This is a genomic window from Streptomyces dengpaensis (genome assembly GCF_002946835.1).
GTDB lineage: Bacteria > Actinomycetota > Actinomycetes > Streptomycetales > Streptomycetaceae > Streptomyces > Streptomyces dengpaensis.
In genome coordinates this window covers 7,362,734-7,379,846 of record NZ_CP026652.1, presented here as the reverse complement: position 1 = coordinate 7,379,846, position 17,113 = coordinate 7,362,734, and the positions used below count along the sequence as shown (strand labels likewise).

At 67.3% G+C, this 17,113-nt stretch carries 27 protein-coding genes and 1 tRNA gene; 13 read left to right on the top strand and 15 right to left on the bottom strand.

The genetic code is table 11. From position 1 onward, the window contains the following. Window positions 1-294: 294 nt before the first annotated feature. Window positions 295-441 (top strand): helix-turn-helix domain-containing protein, encoded by a 147-nt coding sequence (locus tag C4B68_RS43670; protein WP_240634768.1) that lies wholly within the window; start codon window positions 295-297, stop codon window positions 439-441. A 318-nt stretch (window positions 442-759) separates the two neighbouring features. On the opposite strand, the gene C4B68_RS34370 is transcribed toward C4B68_RS43670, so the two are convergent. Further along, window positions 760-978, bottom strand: coding sequence for a hypothetical protein (locus tag C4B68_RS34370; protein ID WP_099500473.1), 219 nt, complete (start codon window positions 976-978; stop codon window positions 760-762). Between the two features lie 161 nt (window positions 979-1,139). On the opposite strand from C4B68_RS34370, the gene C4B68_RS34365 reads away from it, so the two are divergent. Further along, window positions 1,140-1,388: a winged helix-turn-helix domain-containing protein gene (locus C4B68_RS34365; RefSeq protein WP_099500416.1), complete on the top strand. Its 249-nt coding sequence runs from the start codon at window positions 1,140-1,142 to the stop codon at window positions 1,386-1,388. A 32-nt stretch (window positions 1,389-1,420) separates the two neighbouring features. Next, window positions 1,421-1,600 carry a hypothetical protein gene (locus C4B68_RS34360; RefSeq protein ID WP_099500415.1) on the top strand — a complete coding sequence of 60 codons (180 nt, stop codon included), beginning with the start codon at window positions 1,421-1,423 and terminating at the stop codon, window positions 1,598-1,600. Here C4B68_RS34360 and C4B68_RS34355 read toward each other — a convergent pair. Continuing rightward, entirely contained in the window at window positions 1,597-2,022 is a 426-nt protein-coding gene (locus tag C4B68_RS34355) for a DUF6221 family protein (protein WP_099500414.1), read from the bottom strand. The genes C4B68_RS34360 and C4B68_RS34355 overlap by 4 nt on opposite strands. 322 nt (window positions 2,023-2,344) lie before the next feature. Here C4B68_RS34355 and C4B68_RS34350 point away from each other — a divergent pair, with 322 nt between their 5' ends. Continuing rightward, complete coding sequence (locus tag C4B68_RS34350; protein ID WP_099500413.1) at window positions 2,345-2,557, top strand: hypothetical protein; 213 nt, start codon at window positions 2,345-2,347, stop codon at window positions 2,555-2,557. A 385-nt stretch (window positions 2,558-2,942) separates the two neighbouring features. Here C4B68_RS34350 and C4B68_RS34345 read toward each other — a convergent pair whose 3' ends face one another. Genes C4B68_RS34345 through C4B68_RS34335 form a run of 3 tightly spaced genes read right to left on the bottom strand, consistent with a single transcriptional unit; the run spans window position 2,943 to window position 4,619 of the window. Next, window positions 2,943-3,959 (bottom strand): tyrosine-type recombinase/integrase, encoded by a 1,017-nt coding sequence (locus tag C4B68_RS34345; RefSeq protein WP_099500412.1) that lies wholly within the window; start codon window positions 3,957-3,959, stop codon window positions 2,943-2,945. Continuing rightward, window positions 3,956-4,231, bottom strand: a complete 276-nt coding sequence (locus tag C4B68_RS34340; RefSeq protein ID WP_099500411.1) for a hypothetical protein — start codon at window positions 4,229-4,231, stop codon at window positions 3,956-3,958. The genes C4B68_RS34345 and C4B68_RS34340 overlap by 4 nt, the downstream gene beginning before the upstream one ends. A 1-nt stretch (window position 4,232) precedes the next feature. Further along, entirely contained in the window at window positions 4,233-4,619 is a 387-nt protein-coding gene (locus C4B68_RS34335) for a hypothetical protein (RefSeq protein ID WP_099500410.1), read from the bottom strand. A 144-nt stretch (window positions 4,620-4,763) separates the two neighbouring features. On the opposite strand from C4B68_RS34335, the gene C4B68_RS34330 reads away from it, so the two are divergent. After that, a complete protein-coding gene (locus C4B68_RS34330) occupies window positions 4,764-5,033 on the top strand; it encodes a hypothetical protein (RefSeq protein ID WP_143674292.1) in 270 nt (89 codons plus the stop codon). A gap of 72 nt (window positions 5,034-5,105) precedes the next feature. Here C4B68_RS34330 and C4B68_RS34325 read toward each other — a convergent pair whose 3' ends face one another. The 3 genes from C4B68_RS34325 to C4B68_RS42225 form a co-directional block, all read right to left on the bottom strand. Then, window positions 5,106-6,734 carry a TROVE domain-containing protein gene (locus C4B68_RS34325; protein ID WP_099500408.1) on the bottom strand — a complete coding sequence of 543 codons (1,629 nt, stop codon included), beginning with the start codon at window positions 6,732-6,734 and terminating at the stop codon, window positions 5,106-5,108. Between the two features lie 105 nt (window positions 6,735-6,839). Beyond that, window positions 6,840-6,910, bottom strand: a tRNA-OTHER gene (locus tag C4B68_RS42230). Between the two features lie 210 nt (window positions 6,911-7,120). After that, window positions 7,121-7,288, bottom strand: a complete 168-nt coding sequence (locus C4B68_RS42225) for a hypothetical protein (protein ID WP_167459220.1) — start codon at window positions 7,286-7,288, stop codon at window positions 7,121-7,123. A 102-nt stretch (window positions 7,289-7,390) separates the two neighbouring features. On the opposite strand from C4B68_RS42225, the gene C4B68_RS34320 reads away from it, so the two are divergent. Beyond that, a complete protein-coding gene (locus C4B68_RS34320; protein WP_099500407.1) occupies window positions 7,391-7,843 on the top strand; it encodes an HNH endonuclease signature motif containing protein in 453 nt (150 codons plus the stop codon). Window positions 7,844-8,550: 707 nt separating this feature from the next. On the opposite strand, the gene C4B68_RS34315 is transcribed toward C4B68_RS34320, so the two are convergent. From C4B68_RS34315 to C4B68_RS34305, 3 genes are read right to left on the bottom strand one after another with little or no spacing between them, the layout of a single operon-like run. After that, a complete protein-coding gene (locus C4B68_RS34315; RefSeq protein WP_099500406.1) occupies window positions 8,551-8,817 on the bottom strand; it encodes an uL29 family ribosomal protein in 267 nt (88 codons plus the stop codon). A gap of 31 nt (window positions 8,818-8,848) precedes the next feature. Continuing rightward, on the bottom strand, window positions 8,849-9,100 hold the full coding sequence (locus C4B68_RS34310) for a hypothetical protein (RefSeq protein WP_099500405.1): 252 nt from the start codon (window positions 9,098-9,100) through the stop codon (window positions 8,849-8,851). Window positions 9,101-9,108: 8 nt separating this feature from the next. Continuing rightward, window positions 9,109-9,654, bottom strand: coding sequence for a 3'-5' exoribonuclease domain-containing protein (locus C4B68_RS34305; protein WP_099500404.1), 546 nt, complete (start codon window positions 9,652-9,654; stop codon window positions 9,109-9,111). Between the two features lie 17 nt (window positions 9,655-9,671). Here C4B68_RS34305 and C4B68_RS42555 point away from each other — a divergent pair, with 17 nt between their 5' ends. Further along, window positions 9,672-10,208 (top strand): HNH endonuclease, encoded by a 537-nt coding sequence (locus C4B68_RS42555; protein ID WP_206337098.1) that lies wholly within the window; start codon window positions 9,672-9,674, stop codon window positions 10,206-10,208. A gap of 10 nt (window positions 10,209-10,218) precedes the next feature. Here C4B68_RS42555 and C4B68_RS43665 read toward each other — a convergent pair whose 3' ends face one another. Further along, window positions 10,219-11,145, bottom strand: a complete 927-nt coding sequence (locus C4B68_RS43665; RefSeq protein ID WP_099500402.1) for an N-acetylmuramoyl-L-alanine amidase — start codon at window positions 11,143-11,145, stop codon at window positions 10,219-10,221. A gap of 195 nt (window positions 11,146-11,340) precedes the next feature. Here C4B68_RS43665 and C4B68_RS34290 point away from each other — a divergent pair, with 195 nt between their 5' ends. The 6 genes from C4B68_RS34290 (at window position 11,341) to C4B68_RS34265 (ending at window position 15,203) form a co-directional block, all read left to right on the top strand. Further along, on the top strand, window positions 11,341-11,796 hold the full coding sequence (locus C4B68_RS34290; RefSeq protein WP_099500401.1) for a hypothetical protein: 456 nt from the start codon (window positions 11,341-11,343) through the stop codon (window positions 11,794-11,796). A 100-nt stretch (window positions 11,797-11,896) separates the two neighbouring features. Next, on the top strand, window positions 11,897-12,205 hold the full coding sequence (locus C4B68_RS34285; protein WP_099500400.1) for a hypothetical protein: 309 nt from the start codon (window positions 11,897-11,899) through the stop codon (window positions 12,203-12,205). Next, window positions 12,202-13,149: an NAD-dependent epimerase/dehydratase family protein gene (locus tag C4B68_RS34280; RefSeq protein WP_099500399.1), complete on the top strand. Its 948-nt coding sequence runs from the start codon at window positions 12,202-12,204 to the stop codon at window positions 13,147-13,149. Before C4B68_RS34285 ends, C4B68_RS34280 begins: the two co-directional genes overlap by 4 nt. A 1-nt stretch (window position 13,150) precedes the next feature. Continuing rightward, window positions 13,151-14,173 (top strand): glycosyltransferase family 4 protein, encoded by a 1,023-nt coding sequence (locus tag C4B68_RS34275; protein ID WP_099500398.1) that lies wholly within the window; start codon window positions 13,151-13,153, stop codon window positions 14,171-14,173. Continuing rightward, on the top strand, window positions 14,170-15,018 hold the full coding sequence (locus tag C4B68_RS34270) for a hypothetical protein (RefSeq protein WP_099500397.1): 849 nt from the start codon (window positions 14,170-14,172) through the stop codon (window positions 15,016-15,018). The genes C4B68_RS34275 and C4B68_RS34270 overlap by 4 nt, the downstream gene beginning before the upstream one ends. Next, window positions 15,018-15,203 carry a hypothetical protein gene (locus tag C4B68_RS34265; protein ID WP_099500396.1) on the top strand — a complete coding sequence of 62 codons (186 nt, stop codon included), beginning with the start codon at window positions 15,018-15,020 and terminating at the stop codon, window positions 15,201-15,203. Before C4B68_RS34270 ends, C4B68_RS34265 begins: the two co-directional genes overlap by 1 nt. A gap of 86 nt (window positions 15,204-15,289) precedes the next feature. Here C4B68_RS34265 and C4B68_RS34260 read toward each other — a convergent pair whose 3' ends face one another. The 3 genes from C4B68_RS34260 to C4B68_RS34250 are packed head-to-tail and all read right to left on the bottom strand — an operon-like array spanning window position 15,290 to window position 17,107. Then, window positions 15,290-15,487: a hypothetical protein gene (locus C4B68_RS34260; protein WP_099500395.1), complete on the bottom strand. Its 198-nt coding sequence runs from the start codon at window positions 15,485-15,487 to the stop codon at window positions 15,290-15,292. 14 nt (window positions 15,488-15,501) lie between these two features. Then, window positions 15,502-16,533 carry a hypothetical protein gene (locus tag C4B68_RS34255; RefSeq protein ID WP_099500394.1) on the bottom strand — a complete coding sequence of 344 codons (1,032 nt, stop codon included), beginning with the start codon at window positions 16,531-16,533 and terminating at the stop codon, window positions 15,502-15,504. Further along, window positions 16,526-17,107: a hypothetical protein gene (locus C4B68_RS34250; protein ID WP_099500393.1), complete on the bottom strand. Its 582-nt coding sequence runs from the start codon at window positions 17,105-17,107 to the stop codon at window positions 16,526-16,528. The genes C4B68_RS34255 and C4B68_RS34250 overlap by 8 nt, the downstream gene beginning before the upstream one ends. Between the last annotated feature and the right edge of the window lie 6 nt (window positions 17,108-17,113).

The following is a 17,113-nucleotide window of genomic DNA, read 5'->3' as shown; positions in this document are numbered from 1 at the left end:
AACACACGTTCGATTCCAGGACATTACCTCTATCCCTGCGGCATATGCCAGAGCCGCAGGGCCGCAAGTGGGGGGTTGCGGCGGTCGCCGGAGTGGGCACCCGCCTGTTCTACGGGGAGGACCAGGCCGTCCGTCGCGCGAATCTCATGATCGAAGAATGCCGCAATTCTGCTGCTGACATATGATCATGGTCGGTAAACGGTTGAGCGCGTGCCAGCCGATCAGCCCGAGTGGGTCCTCGACGCCCGCCAGGCCGTCGGCGACCGCATCCGCGTGCGACGACTGCACCAGAACATGACCCAGGAGAGCCTTGCCCACGCCACCAGCATCGACCGGTCGACGATCCAGCGCATGGAAGCCGGCGCCGAGATGAAACTCAGCCACCTGCTGCTCGTCGCTCATGCTCTGCGAGTGCACGTCACCGACCTCCTACACGGGTAGACCATCACGCGGAAATGTTGACTGCGCGACTGAATGCGAGTCAACAGGATGGCGGACGGCAGGGGAAGAGTGCCTGTTACATATTCCCGTGCGGACCGTACACACCCCGCACGTTTCCGTAACCACTCGTACAACTCTGGCCAGCGATCGACCGATGCGGCCGCGCGTCCGGTCAGCGGCGCGTCGCCTTGTGCGCGTCGACGAGCTGCTGCCCGTCGTTACAAGGCCCACTGGTCAAGCACAACTGGCAGGTCTGCAGGTGCTTGACGAGGGCAGTCCACTCAGGTGTCGGCGGGGCGACGGGCGGGCTCTTCGGCTTCATGAGGCACGCCCCTGCAGCCGGACCGTGTGCTCGCCGAAGAGGGGCGCGTCCTTGGGGCAGGCGAAGATGCTGGAGCCGGCGCCGCTGGCGGTGTGGACTTCGCCGACGAGGACGGGTTCGCGGGTGAGTTCTCCGCAGTGGCAGCAGAGTTGCGGGATCGGGTCCGGCTTGTCGGCGGCCTGTACCGCGGGCTCGGGCTCCGTAGGCTGGTTCATGGCGGCGCTCCGGTCAGTGTCGTCCACGCCCCCGGGCCGCGGAACAGGCGGTCGCGGGGGTCCTTGCATGGCACGGTATCGCGATAGGCGCGATGCGTGCGATACGTGCACGTGGCCCACCGATCTCGCCTAGCCGACCAAGCGGACCTAGCGTCTGGATCATGAGGTGGGAAGCGGATGTGCCGAGGTGGCAGCAGGTGTACGAGCAGCTGCGGGAGCGGATCGTCGACGGCACATACCCGCCTGGGGAACGGCTGCCGTCGGTGGTTGATGTGTGCGCCGAGTTCGACATCTCGCAGGTGACCGCACGCAAGGCGTTGAAGGAGCTGCGGGCGGAGGGGCTGGCGTACATGCAGCCGGGTATCGGCACGTTCGTCACCGAGCTGCCGCAGCCGCCTGCACAGGGCTGACCGCTGTCCGAGCCCGCGGCTACGCTTGATCCATGCCCCCCTCCCCCCTGCCTGACGGCGACGCGTGTTCAGCTGACGAGCTGAATGCGCAGATCCGTGCGCTGTGGGTGGACCCGTCCGTGCGGCTGACGGATGAGCGGCGGCGGGAGTACGAGGCGCTCGTCCTACGGTGGGAGGCAGCGACGCGCAGCGAGGTCGTGAAGGCGGCTTAGTCCTCCAGCCAGGCCGGGTCGAAGTCCGGGTGGTCGGCATACGGCAGAGCCATCAACTTCGCGGCCTCGTAGGCGGCGCAGTCGAGGTGGTGTTCCAGCGGCGTCGTCCAGTTGGTGTCAGGATCCATGGGTTCGTTGCCGGGCTCGTCGCAGTCGCTGGTGCAGAACGGGCCGCCCCGAGCAATCAGCTGCCGCTTGACGTCGACCTCGGCGAGGACACGGGCCGGATCATGGCGGGCGATGTGCTCGGCGACCAGCCAGTTCAGCCCATCGGCTACGGGCCGGGCGCCGGGAAAGGTGTGGACGTTGCACGGCTGTGTCGGGTCGACCGCATTGCCGATGTGCCACGGCCCCTTGGGCGCCTCGCGCGCCAACGCCTCATCCTCGTCCAGCCGTGCGCGCAGGAAGTCGACGAGCTCCACGGGTCCTCCAAGTCGTGCGCCCCGCCCCTGCATCACGGGGCGGGGCGGGCGCGTGCAGCCAGCATGCGCGGATACGTGCGATCAGCTTAACGGCGGGCACCGACAACGAGGCGCCCCTCACCGACGGGGGGCAGCGAGGGGCGGGACCAGTGTCGCAGCCACCAACGGCAACGGCGGGTGAGTTTGGGACCTCACCCGCCGCCAGATACCGATAGCCAAGACCAGCATGACAGACGGCCACCAGGCAGGTCGCCAGCTCCTCAACGCCCGGTGACAGGGACGCCCGCATGCGCGCAGGCGACCGCGGCCGCACCCTGAAGGTATGGCAAGCAACCCGCCTGTCGTCATCTACCCGCCCGGCGAAGACGGCGGACGGCGAGTCCGCGTCGGCGCCGAGTTCGTGGGCATGGCGTACACGATCCTGGACGTGGTCGAGTTCCTGCGCGGGGCCGGCCTGGAGGATGTCGAGCCTGAGGATGTCGCCGACGAGGACTGGGTGGAATGGCGGGCAGTCGGGCCCGGCGCGTGGTTGTGACGCTCGAGCGCCCGGCCGTTGCGTGACGGCCGAGCGCTCGGTGTTGGTGATCGCGCCTTACGGCCATCCCCGCTGAGCACCACAATGCGGGCGCATCAGGTGAGGGGTGGAGGCCGTCACCGCCAGGTGTCACGCGCGTTCGCCGTGGATCATGCCACCCCTCGGCCCGCTCGGCTTGAGCCGACATGTTCTCGGGTGCCCAGGTCTCCCAGAGCAGACGAGCGTGGCCACGACCAGTGTGGCACGAGGGGCTGACCGGCTGGACGGAATTCTCCTACCGTGGCCGCACCTGACGTAGGAGGGGACATGAGCGACACCGCCTGGGGCTAAGCCCGGACAGCACAACGCCCCCGCAGCTGGACGGCTGAGGGGGCGTTGCCGTGTCTCAGAGGATGTCCTCGGATGCAGCGTCGGTCCACTTGTCGGCGTCCCGGATGTAGCCCCAGAAGGCGGGGCTGTTCTCGGCGTGGCCGGACTGGGCGCGGATCTTCTCTTCGCGCTTGCCTGCCCGGCGAGAGGCGGTGATGAATCCAGCGCGCATGCTGTGGCCGGTCAAGCGCACCGCGACGCCAGCGCGTTCGGCATTGCGGGCGATGATCTCGCGGACGGCTTCGGCGGTCAGATGCCGGTCGGCAATGTTGCCCCACACGTCGATGGGGCGGAAGGCGGCACCGGTGGTGATGCCGCTGGTCGCCTTCCAGGTGGACCAGGCGCGGACGGGGCAGGTGTCGGGGTTCTTGTCGTACATGACGACGACTTCGCGGGCGGGCTTGCCTTTGACGCCGGGGACTCGGACCTTGAGGCCTTCGCTGTGGAGGGTGATGCCTTCGGTTCGGAGTGCGGCGACTTCGGCGGAGCGGCCTGCGATGAAGAAGGCCATGAGCCAGAGGGCGCGGTCGCGTAGTCCGGTGAGCCCGTCGGGTACGGCGGCGGCCATCTGCCGGAGCTGCTTCGGGGTCACCGCCTTGGCTGCTCCGCGTCCGCGGGCGATGCGGTCCTCGTCTGCCTTCAGCGGCTTGAGGGCCTGTCGGGCGGCGACGGTCGCCTCCTTCGGTACCTCGACGCCGTGCTCGCGGCGGGCTGTGACGGTGACACCGGTGATCCTGCGGTCGATGCTGTTGGGCGCGGCGAGCTTGATCGTGTCGAGCCAGACCACGAATCCGACGAGGGTGCCTTTGGTGACGTCGGTCAACGCGAGCCGGTGGCTGGTCTGCTCGGCGAGCCAGTCGTGGAACTCCCGCCACAGGTCCCAGTCGTTGGCATAGCTGCGTTTCGTGTTTTCGGGGCGGATGGCGTCGAGGTGTTGTTCGGCTGCCTTCTCCATGGCGGCCAGGACGGCAAGCGCCCTGGGGTCGCGGACCACGGGCGTGGCGTCTGGCTGGCGCGGGGCGAGGTCGGTCACGGCTGGTACTCCTCGACCACGCCGAGGATCGCTGTGAGCTGCTGGCGTTGGGGGCACGGGAACTCGCCGACCCCGCAGGCGCACACGGTTGCCGCACGCCAGAGGTTTTCGCCTGTCTCGGGGTCTTTGCGCATGCCGCTCGTGGCCCACGTCAGCGTGGGCCTGTGCCAGTGGAGGGCGAGCCGGGCGACGTCCTTCAACTGGCCGACGCCGTCAGGGCGCTTCTCTGCCCGCTCGATGACATCCGGCAGCGGGTCGTAGGGCTCGGTCACGTCAGCCCGCCTTCCGTCGGTCTTCGAGGCGCGGTACGCCAAGAGCCTCATGGTCGGCGCGATCCGCTGCGGCAAGGAGTGCCATGGCGAGCAATCGCGCGTCGGAGGCGTAGAGCGGCACGAAGTCCAGACCGGGGTACATCGACTCCGGGGTGGATACATACACCAGCCCGTCGGCCGCGTCCCGTTCGTCGACGGTGCGGATGACCCACACCTTGTCCTTGGTGCCGTGCGGGGGCGTCATCTCGCGCAGATCCCACTCATGTCCGGGCCACTGGTGCTCGGGGCCGTTGATGCGGGTCGGCTTGGGGCGCTCGATGCTGCAAGCCAAGGATGCGAGGCGCTGAAGTTCGCTGCGAATCTCTCCGAGTGTCAGGTCGTCAGCCATACCCGATTGTACCAATTTTTCGCCCTCGATATGGCATGTTATCGCGGGCCGTCGCTGATCAACTGGCAGCGCCCAAGGGAACGTTATGCGCTAGCGATCGCGTGGATCGTCCTGGCTGTCAGACGCGCGGTGCACACTGTCGGCATGGCAAAGGACTACGAGAGCAAGGCCCACGTCGTCATCGACGGCGAGGCGATCCCTGTCTACGCACGCTTCACCACCTTCACGGACGGCCCGCTGAAGGAGTGGCACGGCTCCGTGAGTGCGCCCGAGGCGGGACTCGGCTTCAAGTTGGCGTCAGCCGACCGAGTGCTACTTCGGATGCCAGACGGCAAGGAAGGTGTCATCATCGCCACCCGCGCCGACGGCACGGAGGCCACGACCTTCACCGGCAGCGGCCCCGCGCCGATCTGACCGCTGGAGCACGACGAGGCGCCCCCGCTCCCCCGCCGTTGAGGCGAGAGGAGCGGGGGCGTCGGCGTTCGGTCAGGCCTGCTTCGAGACCCACGGCCAGTCGGCGTCACGGCCGGATTCGAGGAGCGGCACCATCCGGAAGGCATGGTCGGTGAGCCCGCCAAAGGTGTGCCGGCCCGCGGTTCCGGACGGCATAGCGCCGGGCTTGTAGCCCGCCATGTTCCACATGTAGACGGGCACGGTCTTGGGGATGAGGTCGTCGATCTGGGTTTCGCGCATGCCTCCGCGCTGCCAGCCGTTGGAGGGCAGCCAGCCGGGCCGGGTCTGCTCGTCGGTGACGATGACGATCCGGTTGTGGCGGAGAAGGTCGTAGTGCTGCTTGACGGCGGACGGGATGTCGGTGCCGTCGATCTGCCCGAAGCGTTCGATGAGCTTGAGGACGCTGCCGCCCTTGGGGACGTCCAGCTTCTGGCTGGTCCATCCGAACTCGACGAGCGTCGGGTCAGCTGCCCGCAGTGCGAGGGCGGAGCCGAAGGCAGCGGCCTGCTCGGCGAGCGTGATGTCGGAGCTGTTCGGCGTCGAGAAACCGTAGCCCGGGAACATCGACGGCGACCGGTCTACCAGGATCAACGTCCGACCCTTCAGGCGCGGCACGTTGGCGAGCGAGTGGCCGAGTGCCTGCTCGAGCGCGTGGGCCCACCGCAGGGAGGGAGCGTGCTTGTAGGCAGCCCACCAGCGGAAGGGGAACATGCGTGACTTGGCGACCTGATCGGCGTCAGCGAACCGGGCGCAGATCCGCGCGGCGACCTCGTCGGAGACCCCGGCCTCGTCGAAGTTCCGTAGGTTCCGGGCGAGCGCCATCACTCCCATGGACGGGATGAGCGCCTCCCACAGCTTGGCCTTGTCGACCTTGCCGCCCGCCATCGAGAGCGCCATCTCCCACGTCAGGCCAGCGCGCTTCACCTCGTCGGCGTCGAGGAGGATGGCCGGGGCGTGGTCAACGAACTCCGGGAAGGCCATGTTCCGGGCGAGGGTCGGCAGTGTGTCGGGGTCGGGGACGGTGCCGCGCTTGTGCCGACGGTCGAGCGAGTAGGCGAACAGGTCTCCCTGCCACGGCTTGTCGGGGTCGGGCGCCGCGTGGACGAGATTGAGGACGTCGCCGAACCGGTAGCCCTTGGAGTCGGTGTCGTACTTGAGGAGCGACCGCTCGTTGTAGAGCCGCTGTACGGCGTCGGCGATGCCGCGCTTCACCGGCTTCGGCAGCTTGCGGCCGTACTTCGATGTCCAGTAGCCGAGCATCTCCCCCGGCTCGTCGGCGCGCTGGAGAACAGAGTCGATGACCTGGCGGGAGTAGCCGGGTGCCTCGTGGAGGAGCCGTTCGGCGGTGAACTCGGCGGCGCCTACGAGTGCCGCGGTCCGCATGTTGCCTTCGCCGCGGAGCCAGCCGAGCAGGCCGGCCGTCCACTCGGGGTCCTCGATGGCGAGCTGCCGAACAAGCTGCGTGTATCGATCGTCGCGGTCGCCGCCCTTCTCGTAGAAGACGTCCTGGCCAACGAAGTTGGAGACGGCGAGCAGGAAGAGCTCGGAGCGTGCATCGCGGAGGTGCCCGGTGGCGCCTTCGTGGGTGACGGTCCGCTCCCCGGTTGTGGTCACGGGCGAGTGGACGGCGGGACGGGTGCCGCGCTGGTTGAACCTGGCCATGAAAAACCCCTCGCATAGGAGGGGAGGTCCAGCAGTGGGGTGCCCGAGATCAAGGTCGGCTGCGGAGACGAAGCGCTCTAGGCCGCTGAGCTACCTCCGGTCCCCTGGACCGGTGGACGGGATTCGAACCCGCGTCTCTCTCTTAGCAGGAGAAGTATCCGCTGCCTGCGCACCGGGCACCCCCGATGCTGTGCCTCCCGAGATCAAGTCGACCTGCGGCGGAACTTTTCCAAAGAAGTAGCCGCGGGCCTGCGCACCGGGAGGTGCATGAAGTTGTGGACCCACTGTAACCGGCAAACCGTGTTGCTTGTCCAGCAAGTTCAACATCAGGCGCCCCAGGCATGACGAAACGCCCCGCCGCCTGCCAAAGCAGGAGCGGGGCGTCGTTACGCGGGTTCGCCTTCGGCGGGCGGTGGCGGCAGGTCGGGTTCGAGGAACGGGCTGATGCTCGGCGCGGGGACGGATTGCGGGTCGGCGCGGCCGAGTTGGACGAGGCTCGTCATGTCGGCTGCGGTGTCGTCTCGGCGCCGGGCGCGCGGGATCGGCTCAGGCATTCTGCTTCCTATTCCATGAATGCGTTACGCAAGTCACAGATCAATAAGGCGAGTTGATTACCTGACGGGCCTTTAGTGCCGTGCGGGCCAGATAAATGAAGCATGGGAAACCTCACGACTCCCGAAAGGGGACGATTCCTGTCGCGCACGCGGCGCGACAGTGACTGCCTCATATGGACTGGCCGCCTCGACAAAGACGGCTACGGGTTTTTCTACCTTCGCCGCAAGACTCGGCGGGCCCATCGCGTCGCCTGGTACGACATGCACGGGGAGATCCCCGACGGCATGGTCATCAACCACGTCTGCCGCAGCCGGGCCTGCGTCAACGCTCAGCACCTACAGGTGGTCACCGTCAGGGAGAACACCCTCAAGGACTCCGCCACCGTCTCCGCGATTAACGCCCGCAAGACGCACTGCAAGAGGGGTCATCCCTTCGACCGCGTCTACCCGAAATCGGGAGGCCCTGGGAGTCAGCGCTATTGCAGCATCTGCGAAGCCGCGAAGAACAGGCGGCTTCGACAGAAATGGCGGACCGAGGACAAGCTGAAGGTATAGCTACCAACGACGCCTACTGGGCTCCAAAGCCGAATCTCGGTAGCTCAGGGGAAGATTTGGCGCAGGGTCCTGCTCATTCGACTCACAGGCATAGCGCGGGTTGGACTCGTTGAAGTCAGAGACGGGCGAGCAGGTGTACTCAACGCCCCTGTACGTGAACGTCCACCCAATGGGGGGCGATCCAGGACTCCCCGAATCGCCCTTCTCTCCTTGAGGTCCTGCGGGTCCTGGCACGGTCGAGTCGGTGCCGGGAGGACCGGGCGGCCCTGATGGCCCTGGCACGGTCGAGTCGGTGCCATCCTCCCCATCCTCCCCGTTTTCGCCGCTGGATCCTGGTGCCCCTGGGCTGGGAGTGATGGTCGGCGCAGGCTTCCCCGGTTCACCCGGGTCTCCTTTGGGGCCCGGAGGTCCGGGGATTGGCACCGGAACCTCCGCCCGGTCGGGCAGGTTCTCCACAGCCTTCGTCGGGTCCGGGGCGACGGGTGTTCCGCCCTTGGCTTTCACCTGTTCACGCAGCGCCCGCACATCGCCGGCGAGCGTGGACACGGCGGTGCCACGGAGGTCGGCTTCCTTGGTGAGCTCGTCGGCGCGGCGGTCGCCGGCGTCGATGCGCTGCCAGATGAGGATCCCGAACCCGGTCAGGGCGAGTAGTGCGCAGGCGATCCACATGAGGTGGCGGCGGCGGACGAATGCCCGCTCGGCCCGGGTCACGGCGTGCCCCCGAGGGATTGCACCATCAGCCTGAGGCGGGCCGTCTCCGCCTTCTCTGTGGCCAGCTCCAGGCGCAGCGCGGCCAAGTCGGCACGCAACTCCTTGCGTTCCTCCTGGAGCTGGTCCGTGAGGCTGTTGTATCCGCCGATGATTCCGCCCTCCCGCTGAGTCCGCCCGGCGATCCGAGAGCCGTACATGGCTGCCAGCCCGGCCATCAGGGCGCTACCGAGCACCCCTAGGGCCGTGACCGTGGCGGCATCCATGCGCCCTCCCGGTCGCGCAAGGTGGGCAGTCTCAGACGCCCGAGGCGGTCGACGCGGAGTTCTTCTCGCCGAAGGCGCGAGCAGCGATTCCCTTCACCAGGGACACCGTTGCGGCGAGACCGGCGGTGCCGACGCCCTGCCAGAACGACACGTGCAGCATGTCGGCTGGGCCGCCCGCGAGGGCCACCGCGCCGGATGCGCCGAGGAACGTCCAGATGACACGCTCAGCGAGGTCCTTGGCGTAGGTCTGGGCGGTCTTGATGACGGTCGTGGGAGTGCTCATGGCGGGTCTCACTTCTGTGTGCGTTCGGCGAGCCAGCGCCGGACGGTCTGGTTGTGTCTGGCATCGGCGAGCGCGTTGTGCTCGCCCGTTTCTTGCTGGGGAAGGTCGTTCCATGCGAGGCCGAGGCGGGCGCGTTCCTGCTGGATGTCCCGGGTGAACATGGGGACACCTTCGGGGAGGTCGATCATGCGGCCCCAGAGTTGGGCGAGGCAGACGTGGTCGTAGGCCCCGTAGTTGGCCCACAACTCGACGTCCGACCCAGCCGCTCGGATGAAGTTCATGACCTCATCCGCGATGACCTTTCGGGGCTTCACCCTGTGGTCGGCGTAGTGGAAGAGCCAGCGCTTCGGCATGTGGATCCGCTGGTCTCCGTGGCCCTTCGGAAGCCCAGGCACCACGTTCTCCATCAGCCACTTGTGCTTCCGGATCCGCCGCACGGGCATGTCCCGGTTCACCGCGTAGTACTCGCGGCCGTCGTCGCACACCATGCCGATGGAGATCAGCTCGATGGTGCGGCCGTTCTCCAGGAACTCCAAGTCGTAGTACAGGTTCAAGACGGTAGAATCCTTTCATGCTTGAACCAGAGGGCGCCTGCTCGACTGAGGGCTGCGAACGGCCGATCCAGTACAAGGCGCGCAGGCTGTGCCGCCGCTGCTACCAGTACTGGTGGCTTCACAGGCCCGAACGTCCCGCCTGTCGAGTGGACGGCTGCGAACTCAAGGCCCACACGGCTGACCTGTGCAGCGGCCATGCCAACCGCCAACGGCGGTACGGAGACCCGCTGGCCGGGCCGGGGCGCGGTAGCCCCGGCGTCAAACGAGGCCGACGTTCGATGGAGGGCCGATACGTCACCAAGGCTGGCTACATACGGGTGCGGCGTCCCGATGCCGTCGGCGACAACCTCTGGGTTCTGGAGCACCGCCTCGTTATGGAACGCCACTTGGGTCGGCTCCTTCGCCCAGATGAGAACGTGCACCACAAGAACGGCGACAAGCAGGACAACCGGCTGGAGAACCTGGAGTTGTGGGTAAAGTTCCAGCCCAACGGTCAGCGCGTCGAGGACATGTTGGCCTGGGCTCATGAGGTGATCGCCCGGTACGGGTCGTAGTCGATCGCGGTCACGAAGCGTCCGGCACGTCGAGGTGGATGTCGATGGCTTCGATGGCGGCGGTGAGTTCGCGGACGATCGCGGCGGGGTCGAGGTTGCCGATGCCTGCGGCGAGCGTGGCGACCGCCTTCACGAGTTCGTCAATGGTCGCCTTCTGCGCGGCGAGCGTGGCGTTGGCCTTGTCCTGCCGCTTGAGGATCTCGGTGACGGAACTCGACAGCGTCCAGGTGGGGTTGGTGGCGGGGGCGCCGGGGACGGCGATTACGCCGTCATACGTCAGGACAGCCTTGGCGACCTCGTTGGCGGTGGGCATGTCGTCCTCCTCGTCAGGGTTCCAGTCCGCGGTGTGGGCGAGGCGCGCGGCGACGTCGGTGCGGAACTGGTGCATGTCGAACGAGGGGTCGATCTTGCGGCGCGTCCCCTCCTTGTGGCCGATCACCGAGTCCGCGGACCAGCCATGCGCCCGGCAGATCCCCGCCGCCCACCGCACCGCAGCGTCGTACTGTGCCGCCGGATACGGATCATTGCCGTTGCCGAGGTTCTCGATCTCAATGCCGTAGTACTTGTCGTTCGCATCCACGGGCTCCGCAGCGTCCGGACGCGGATGCGTTGACGACTCGGCGACCACGGCGTCGTGGGCGTTCTGCGCGAACGATCCGGCGTGGTTGGCGCGGCCAGCGCTGAGCATCGTCGCCACGCCTGTCTTGTCCAGGTGGGTGTGGCACAGGGGTCCCGGCAGATCAGGGGTGCCGTTGTAGCAGAGAGCCAGCGAGTTCGTGCCTGCCGTGTGGTGGATGACGATGCCGTTGACGGGGCCGAACGGGCGGCCGGTCTCGTCGTCACGGTTGTGTGTGCGCCAGTTCTTGTACTCGCGGGCGTTGACGCCCTCGGTGTGCAGGACGGCCAGCAGTCTGTCGGGGCTCAGTGGTGCGGCCATGCGGGTCTCCTCGATACGACCGATACCTTGGAATCGTAGCTTGAACCTCGCCATTCACCTACGAATCACAGGTATCGTTGCGGTAGGTCCTGGCTCAGAGGATCCGTGGCAGGGGTGTGGCCGTGCGGGTCTGCACCCCTGCCACACCAAAACCCGCGCCCCACCCGCACACCTGACCCGCACAGGAGCACGCCCATGCAGGATCCGCTCACAGTCGCCTTCGAGGTTCCGCGCCCGTGGCCGCGCGTCGATGCCTACGGCACACGCCAGGCCGCCCGGAGTGGCGTCCGCTGGCAACTCCGCCGCCACCGCGACACGGTGCTCGCAGGCCGCGCGATCCGGTGGCCGAGCCTCATCACCGTGTGGCACCGCGATCCGTCCGGGTTCGACGACAAGACCTGCCCCACCCATCCAGGGAACGCGTGGCGGTTCCACGTCCACCACTGGCGGCTCCAGGTGCACCCCCTTCAGCAGCTGCGTCGGCGCCTGTTGACCCGCTGCGAGGTGTGCGGAGGGCGCTCCGCGAAGGGCCACGTGGTGAACCTGCGGCGGAGTTGGACGCCCAAAGCGCCGTGGTGGCGGGGCGAGACGGGCCTCGCGAACATGGCCTGCGCAGGCGTTGAGCTCGCGCGGGACGGGGACGGCTCATGAACGCCGTCTGCGCCGCGCCGGCGTTCCTGTTCGCCTACCTCGCCCTCGCACAGCCCGTCGAGACACGCATCGAGTACGCAACCGTCGCCTGGAGCAGCCGATGAGCCAGCCGAACGACGACACCGGGCGCCGCTGCCCCCGCTGCGACTGCCCCGACAACGCACCGCAATGCGACCACTGCAAGGTCTGCCCCCACGCCTCCGGGCCAAGGCCTGCCACGTCGCCCGAGTTGGCGATCGCCCTGTACGAGGACGACGGCATCCTCACCCTCGGCATCCGCCCCGACGGCAGCATCGTCACCGGCCCCAACTACCAGCCCGATGAAGCCGCCCGCGAGTTCTGGGACGCCGTCACCCGCGCCGCACAAGCGGCCTCACCAATCCCCACCCTCGTCAAGGAGCAGGCATGAAGATCGGCGTCACTGGCGGGCAGGGCTTCATCGGCTCATGGATCCGCACCGAGCTGCTGCGACGCGGGCACCAGGTCGTCGTCTTCGACCGCAACCCACACACCGAGATGGCCACTCGTGAGGAGTTCTTCCTCGGCGACATCCGCGACGAGACAGCCGTCGTCGAACTCGCCGCCCACGTCGAGGGCATCATCCATCTCGCTGCCGTGCTCGGCACGCAGGAAACCATCGGGAACCCGCGGCCGTCGGCGGAGACGAACATCCGGGGCAGCCTCAACGTCTTCGAGGCTGCCAACCAGTACGGGCTCCCAGTCGTCTACGCGGGTGTCGGGAACGCGTTTATGAGAGACCTCGGCACCGGCTCGTACACGATCAGCAAGACCGCAGCCGAGGACTACGCGCGCATGTTCAACGCCTACCGCGACGGCCGCATCACCATCGTCCGCCCGGTCAACGCCTACGGCCCCGGCCAGTCCGTTGCCGCCCCCTACGGCACCGGCAAGGTGCGGAAGATCCTCCCCGCCTTCACGTGCCGCGCCCTCACCGGCGCACCCCTCGAGGTGTACGGCGACGGCACCCAGATCAGCGACTGCGCGTACATCGCCGACGTCGCCCGCACCTTCGCTCAGGCCCTCGAGCACACCGCCGTCCACGGCCCCACTGAGAAGCCCGTCGAGTGCGGCCCGCTCGACTCCGTCACCGTCAACGACATCGCGCGCTTGGTCGCCGAGGAGGCCACCCGTTATACCGGCCGTGAGCCCGTCGCCATCAAGCACCTGCCGATGCGCCCGGGTGAAGTCCCCAACGCGGTCGTCTCCTCCGACACGTCGACGCTGCAGCAGATCGGCATGACCGCCAAGGACTTCGTGCCCCTCGACGAGGGCATCCACCACACCGTCCGCTACTACGCGGAGTCTTGGCTCCCCGGGTATCTGGCGGCCTGACGTGGCGCGTATCCACTTCTGGACGGCGGACGGCTCAGGTTCGGGTTTGTACCGCGGCGTTCTCCCCGCCATGTCCCTCGACTGGATCGGCCACAAGCCGTCCGCCGGACCGCGTCTCCCCGAGGACTGGCGGGAGCCGGGTTTCGACGTGGTGGTGGGCTGTCGGGTGGCGAAGCCGGGCCCGTCGCGGACGTGGCGGGAGATGCGCGAGGCTGGCATCCGCCTGGTGATGGATCTCGACGACGACTACTTCCACCTCGATCCGTCCAACGCTGCGGCCTATCAGCTGTGGTCTGACCCGCGGCTGCGTCAGGGGCTGGTCGACAACATCGCCATCTCCGACACGGTCACCTGCTGCTCGGAGCCGCTCGCCGAAGTGCTGCGCGACTACCACCACGACGTGCGGGTCGTCCCCAACGGGCTGCCCGCCCAATACCTGGGCGCGGTCCGCGACTACAACCCGGAGATCCTGTCCGTCGGCTGGGCCGGCACGTCGTCCACGGTGCACGAACTCCCCGAAGCGGTGCGCGCCTTGAACCGGATCGCGGAGTATCGGCGGCCGGGCGGGGTGGTGGTGCGCCTTGTCGGTATCGACCCGCGGACGGCGGTCGCGTGCGGGTTGAAGGGTGAGCGGCTGGGTGCACTCGGCTGGGTGGAGAACTTCGGCCACTACCTGCAGGCCGTGGCGGCGTTCGACGTCTGGGTGGCGCCGTACAGGGACATCCCGTTCAACCGGGCGAAGTTCGCGACGAAGTTCCTCGAGTCGTCGATGCTCGGCATTCCGCTGATCGCGTCGGACATCGAGCCGTACCGGGCAGTGATCCGGCACGGCGAGAACGGCTTCCTCGTGCGCCACGAGCACGAGTGGGGGCGCTACTTGAAGCAGCTCGTCGACGATCCCGGGCTGCGGCAACAGATGGGCATGGCCGCTCGCGCCGAGGCCTCCGGGTCGATCCTGCAGGCCATCAACGTGCAGTGGGAAGCGGCGCTCTCTGCGCCCGCAGCAGAGAGGGCAGCAGCATGATTGACGGTCACAAGGTGGCTTGCTGGACTCCGTTCGGCCGTGAGTCCACCGTCAGCATCCTGGTCAAGTACATCGAGCGTGACGTGAAGCGCGGCATCGTCGACGAGTACATCCTGTACATGAACACCGACGACAGCCAGGTCAGCGACCGCGCCTACGGATACCAGCTGGCCGAGCAGTACGACTGGATCCGCATCATCGAGCGCCCGATGAAGCATCCCGGCCCGAAGCAGCGCTCGACCGGCTACTTCTACCGGTATGCCACCGACCCTGACACGATCTTCGTGAGGTTTGACGACGACGTGGTGTACGTCCACGACGACTCGATCGAGAACCTCGTCCGCAAGAAGATCGAGATGGAGCCGTCGAAGGCCATCTTCCCGATCATCTGGAACAACGCGCTCGTGTCCTGGTACCTCCAGCAGTGCGGCATCATCCCCCGCGAGTGGGGCGAGGTCTCCCCGTACTGCATGGATCCGGTCGGCTGGGCGAACGGCCCGTTCGCCGTGAAGATGCACGAGAAGCTCATCGGGCACGTCGAGGCCGGCACGGTCGAGGACTGCTTCCTGTACCAGGACTTTCCCATCAAGCTCGGCGAGCAGTTCTCCGTGTCCTGCTTCGCCTCAGCCGGCCGCGATTACGCCTCGCTTCCTCAGCCCGGGGTGCTGGTGCCGGATGAGGAAGAGCATTTCCACACCGTGCACTGGCCGACGGTGAGCGGCCAGCCGAACATCCTCATCGGCAACGCCGTGGTCAGTCACTGGTCGTTTTTCCCGCAGCATCCGTTCCTCAACAACACCGATCTCCTCGACCGGTACCGCGAGCTCGCAGACAAGGTGGCGTGATGGCCCAGCAGATCAGCCCCGAGTGGGCGCTCAAGGCGTTCCGGCAGCGGCACGGCGAGCTCGCCGACGAGAATATCCTCCTCAAGGCCCTCGTCAGCGAGCTGGAGGCGGAGATCGAACGCCTCCACAACGGCGAGCCGGACCCGCATCCGACGATGACGGGGCCGGTCGCCGAGCAGGGCTAGGGGCGGCGCCAGCCGAGGAGGCTACCGATGGCGATGATGCCGACCTCGATCAGCAGGATGACCTGGAACGTGGACATGGCAGTCTCCTATACGTCTTGCTCGGCAATGGATCGCTTGACGGCGCGCGCGGTCGTCAGGCCCGGCAGGCCGAGCAGGTAGTTCGTGACGACGTCGATGAGTGCGGCCTCGTCGACGGTCAGCGTCCCGCCGATAGTCAGGGTTACCGAGGCGTCGTTCTCGCCGTTGGCGCTCGTAGCGGTGATAGCGATGTTGGGGTAGTCCATGTTCTGCCTCTCTTCTATGCGACGCGGGTGAGCTGCATCCACGAGTCGGTGCGGAGGATGGTGGCGGTGGCGTCGATGGCAGCCTGAGCCCATTGCACGGTGAATGCGCCGGCCGAGGATGTGCGGACGATGCCCATCACTTGGACGACCTGGTTGGTGGTGTCTCCGCCGTAGGAGCGGAGTTGGGTGGTGGATACGTCGTTGGCGTTCATGCGGACGGTCCATCCGCCGGTGCCGACGGAGGCGACGACGTCGCGGCCGATGCCGGTGCCCTGCCACGATCCCGCCGCGCCGGACGGGATGGTGAAGCCGACGTTGATATCGCCGGTGGTTCCTGCCTGGTAGACGAGGTAGGCGTAGAGCAGGTAGGTGGCGCTGGCGGTGAGGGAGACCGTCAGGTGCGGGTCGTCGGCCTGGGTGGTGGTGCTGGCGCGTGACGTGTCGCCCGTCTTGCGGGCGAAGAGAGTCTGGCCGATACCGGCCACGGTGATGTTGCCGGAGACGGTGAGGTTGAGGTCGACGGTCAGCGAGTCGTTTGTGCGCAGCACGTTTGCGGTGTCGCGGAACAGGTTGGTGTCTTGGGTGGCGGCGCCGCTGGACCAGTCGAGTCGGCCGTCGGCGCGGATGGTGAGGCGGGATACGGAGTCGGCGGTGACGCGGCTGGCGAGGATGTAGTCGCCTGTGGCGGTGGGCAGGAGGGCGGTGTAGCTGGCACTGGAGCCGCTGGCGCCGATGTTGACTTGCTTGCCGGAGGCGAGCTTGAGGTTGTTGTTGAAGGTGGCGGAGCTGTTGGGGATCTCCACCCAGGACGCGGAGGCTGGCGAGGTGCCGTTGGAGAACAGCGTCCGATAGAAAGTGTCGGTCTCGAAGATCGGCTTTCCGCTGTAGGGAGTCGACGGGCGGGTGCTGGAGGTGGCCGCCTGGAAGCCTGCGGCGGCGTCGACCTTGTCCCAGTTCTGGCCGATGTCCTGCGTGTAGTTGACCAGCTCGGACCCGTCCGACTTGGACTTGTACAGGGCCAACCTGGTGGTGGACGGATCAGGCACTGGTGGCCTCCTTCAGGCGCTGACGGGCTTGCGATTCGATGGCGAGGCTCGGATCGCCCGGGACTGCCTCGCCGCGATAGGAGCGGCGTGCGGCGTCAACATGCGCCGCCTTCTGGCGCAGCCCTTCATCGGTGACGCCATGCCGGGTCCGGATGATGTCGAGCGGGTCCGGCTTGCCCTTCGGTGGGGTGACGCGCACGCGTGTCTTGGCGTCGGCGATGCGGATGCGGTGCGCTGTCCGGGCGTCGTCGATGGTGTCGGCGTTGTGTAGGCGGATCGGCTCGTAATCAACGACCGGGCCCGGCGCACGGACGACCATGCCCTGGCGAAGGGCGGCATCGTCTCGCCTTGTCAGCGGGTCAAGCGGGTTCGTCGCCCACGGTTCGTGCAACACGATATCGAGGGCTTCATCGACGGTGTCGAGCTGGTACTCGGCCATGCGCCACTCGATGATTGACGGCGGGAAGGCGTAGGCGTGGATGGTGCCGTCGGGCTTGCCCATCGCCACCATCCAGATCGGGGTTCCCTGTGTGGTGGCGGTCGCTTCGACGCCTTGCACTTCATATATGTCCATGCTGTT

Excerpts from the sequence above, each read along its gene's own strand:
- C4B68_RS43670 (WP_240634768.1), top strand. The coding sequence starts at position 295 with ATGACCCAGGAGAGCCTTGCCCACGCCACCAGCATCGACCGGTCGACG.
- C4B68_RS34370 (WP_099500473.1), bottom strand. The coding sequence starts at position 978 with ATGAACCAGCCTACGGAGCCCGAGCCCGCGGTACAGGCCGCCGACAAG.
- C4B68_RS34365 (WP_099500416.1), top strand. The coding sequence starts at position 1,140 with ATGAGGTGGGAAGCGGATGTGCCGAGGTGGCAGCAGGTGTACGAGCAG.
- C4B68_RS34360 (WP_099500415.1), top strand. The coding sequence starts at position 1,421 with ATGCCCCCCTCCCCCCTGCCTGACGGCGACGCGTGTTCAGCTGACGAG.
- C4B68_RS34350 (WP_099500413.1), top strand. The coding sequence starts at position 2,345 with ATGGCAAGCAACCCGCCTGTCGTCATCTACCCGCCCGGCGAAGACGGC.
- C4B68_RS34335 (WP_099500410.1), bottom strand. The coding sequence starts at position 4,619 with ATGGCTGACGACCTGACACTCGGAGAGATTCGCAGCGAACTTCAGCGC.
- C4B68_RS34330 (WP_143674292.1), top strand. The coding sequence starts at position 4,764 with ATGGCAAAGGACTACGAGAGCAAGGCCCACGTCGTCATCGACGGCGAG.
- C4B68_RS34325 (WP_099500408.1), bottom strand. The coding sequence starts at position 6,734 with ATGGCCAGGTTCAACCAGCGCGGCACCCGTCCCGCCGTCCACTCGCCC.
- C4B68_RS42225 (WP_167459220.1), bottom strand. The coding sequence starts at position 7,288 with ATGCCTGAGCCGATCCCGCGCGCCCGGCGCCGAGACGACACCGCAGCC.
- C4B68_RS34320 (WP_099500407.1), top strand. The coding sequence starts at position 7,391 with ATGGGAAACCTCACGACTCCCGAAAGGGGACGATTCCTGTCGCGCACG.
- C4B68_RS34315 (WP_099500406.1), bottom strand. The coding sequence starts at position 8,817 with ATGGATGCCGCCACGGTCACGGCCCTAGGGGTGCTCGGTAGCGCCCTG.
- C4B68_RS34310 (WP_099500405.1), bottom strand. The coding sequence starts at position 9,100 with ATGAGCACTCCCACGACCGTCATCAAGACCGCCCAGACCTACGCCAAG.
- C4B68_RS42555 (WP_206337098.1), top strand. The coding sequence starts at position 9,672 with ATGCTTGAACCAGAGGGCGCCTGCTCGACTGAGGGCTGCGAACGGCCG.
- C4B68_RS43665 (WP_099500402.1), bottom strand. The coding sequence starts at position 11,145 with ATGGCCGCACCACTGAGCCCCGACAGACTGCTGGCCGTCCTGCACACC.
- C4B68_RS34290 (WP_099500401.1), top strand. The coding sequence starts at position 11,341 with ATGCAGGATCCGCTCACAGTCGCCTTCGAGGTTCCGCGCCCGTGGCCG.
- C4B68_RS34285 (WP_099500400.1), top strand. The coding sequence starts at position 11,897 with ATGAGCCAGCCGAACGACGACACCGGGCGCCGCTGCCCCCGCTGCGAC.
- C4B68_RS34280 (WP_099500399.1), top strand. The coding sequence starts at position 12,202 with ATGAAGATCGGCGTCACTGGCGGGCAGGGCTTCATCGGCTCATGGATC.
- C4B68_RS34270 (WP_099500397.1), top strand. The coding sequence starts at position 14,170 with ATGATTGACGGTCACAAGGTGGCTTGCTGGACTCCGTTCGGCCGTGAG.
- C4B68_RS34265 (WP_099500396.1), top strand. The coding sequence starts at position 15,018 with ATGGCCCAGCAGATCAGCCCCGAGTGGGCGCTCAAGGCGTTCCGGCAG.
- C4B68_RS34260 (WP_099500395.1), bottom strand. The coding sequence starts at position 15,487 with ATGGACTACCCCAACATCGCTATCACCGCTACGAGCGCCAACGGCGAG.
- C4B68_RS34250 (WP_099500393.1), bottom strand. The coding sequence starts at position 17,107 with ATGGACATATATGAAGTGCAAGGCGTCGAAGCGACCGCCACCACACAG.